The sequence below is a fragment of the Methylobacterium sp. WL103 genome, from assembly GCF_008039885.1.
Lineage (GTDB): Bacteria > Pseudomonadota > Alphaproteobacteria > Rhizobiales > Beijerinckiaceae > Methylobacterium > Methylobacterium cerastii.
In genome coordinates this window covers 1-1516 of sequence record NZ_VRUX01000816.1, presented here as the reverse complement: position 1 = coordinate 1516, position 1516 = coordinate 1, and the positions used below count along the sequence as shown (strand labels likewise).

At 70.8% G+C, this 1516-nt stretch carries 1 protein-coding gene; it reads left to right on the top strand.

Going from position 1 to position 1516, the window contains the following annotated elements; genetic code table 11:
• The first annotated feature begins 151 nt into the window (after nt 1-151).
• The gene (locus tag FV222_RS31570) at nt 152-1513 is read left to right on the top strand and encodes a glycosyltransferase family 4 protein (protein WP_246685670.1); all 1362 of its coding nucleotides are present in this window, start codon (nt 152-154) and stop codon (nt 1511-1513) included.
• Nucleotides 1514-1516 lie beyond the last annotated feature (3 nt).

Here is a 1516-nt window from a genome sequence, read left to right as displayed (position 1 = left end):
CGCCTCGCGTCCGGCCTCGGCAACGCGGCGGCGGTCACCGCCGGGACCCGGCCGCAGGCGGTCGCCGCCCGCTACCTCGACCTCTACCGCACCCTCCTCAGCCCTGAGCCCGCCCTCGCCGACGGATCGCGACTCCAAGGATCAAGGCGCCATGCGCATCCTGCATCTTAGCTCGCTCTACCCGCCGCACATCGTCGGCGGCGCCGAGCGGTCCGTCGAGCACCTGGCGGAGGAGCTCGCCGGCCTCGGGCACACGGTCGCCGCCGCCTGCATCGAGCGGCAGGCCGAGGCGAAGACCGTGCGCAACGGCGTCACGGTCTACCGCATGGCCCACCACAACGACTTCTGGCTCGAGGACTGGGCGCAGCACGGCCGCTTCGCGCGCAACGCCGCCAAGCTGAAGCAGCAGTGGAATTTCGCGGTCGCGGCCGATTTCGGCCGGGTGCTCGACGACTTCCGGCCCGACGTGGTCAACACCCACTCGCTCCTCGACATCTCGACCCTGGTCTGGCGCGAGGCGGCCAAGCGCTCCATCCCGATCGTCCACACGGTCTGCGAGTACGACCTGATCTGCGGCAACGCCGCGATGTTCAAGCACGGCGCGCCGTGCACGCACTGGCACCTCGGCTGCAAGGTCGTGAACGCCTCCAAGCAGCTCACCAACCGCTGGATCGACGCGGTGGCGAGCGTCGGCACCCGCATCCTCCAGACCCATGTCGACCACGGCCTGTTCCGCCACCTCGCCCCGGAGCGGCGCCGTGTGATCTACTATTCCTGCACGGTGCCCGACGGCGACCCGGAGGCGCGCCGCCGCATCGACCGCACGGGTAAGCCGATGACCTTCGGCTATCTCGGGCGGATCAACGTCGAGAAGGGCGTCGGCACGCTGATCGACGCGCTGGCCGAGGTCGGCTCACGCGCGCGCGCCGCCGAAGTGGATCCCGGTTCGGCGAAAGCGTGCGCCTCTGAACCAGACCCCGGAGCCGTTCCCGATCGCGCTGCGATCGGGAACGGCTCCGGGGTCTGGCGCTGCCTGATCGCGGGCCAGGCGATGGACGACTCGATCGAGCGCTTCAAGGCGAAGGCCGAAGGCCTGCCGATCGAGTTCGTCGGCTGGGTCGACCCCAAGGACTTCCTCACCGAGATCGACGTCCTCGTCGTGCCCTCGTTCTGGGCCGAGCCCTCCCCGCGCACGGTCTACGAGGCCTACGCCATGGGCGTGCCGGTGATCGGCGCCGATTCCGGCGGCATCCCGGAACTGATCGGCGAGGGCAACGCCGACTGGCTGTTCCGGGCGGGCGACGCGCCCGACCTCGCCGCCCGCATCCGCACGGTGCTGGCCAACGGCCGTTTGAACCTGCCGGACGAGCGCGCGTTCCAGCACGTCCTGCGGGAATCGACCTCCGAGCGCGTCGCCGAGAAGTACCTCGACCTCTATGCCGAGCTCCTCGCCGAGCGCCGCGGCACCGCACCGGACCCGTCGGCGGCGCACGGCCTCCATCATGGCGCCTAGCCC

What these genes read in the sequence shown, in the direction of transcription:
- FV222_RS31570 (WP_246685670.1), top strand. Translation starts at nt 152, where the DNA reads ATGCGCATCCTGCATCTTAGCTCGCTCTACCCGCCGCACATCGTCGGC.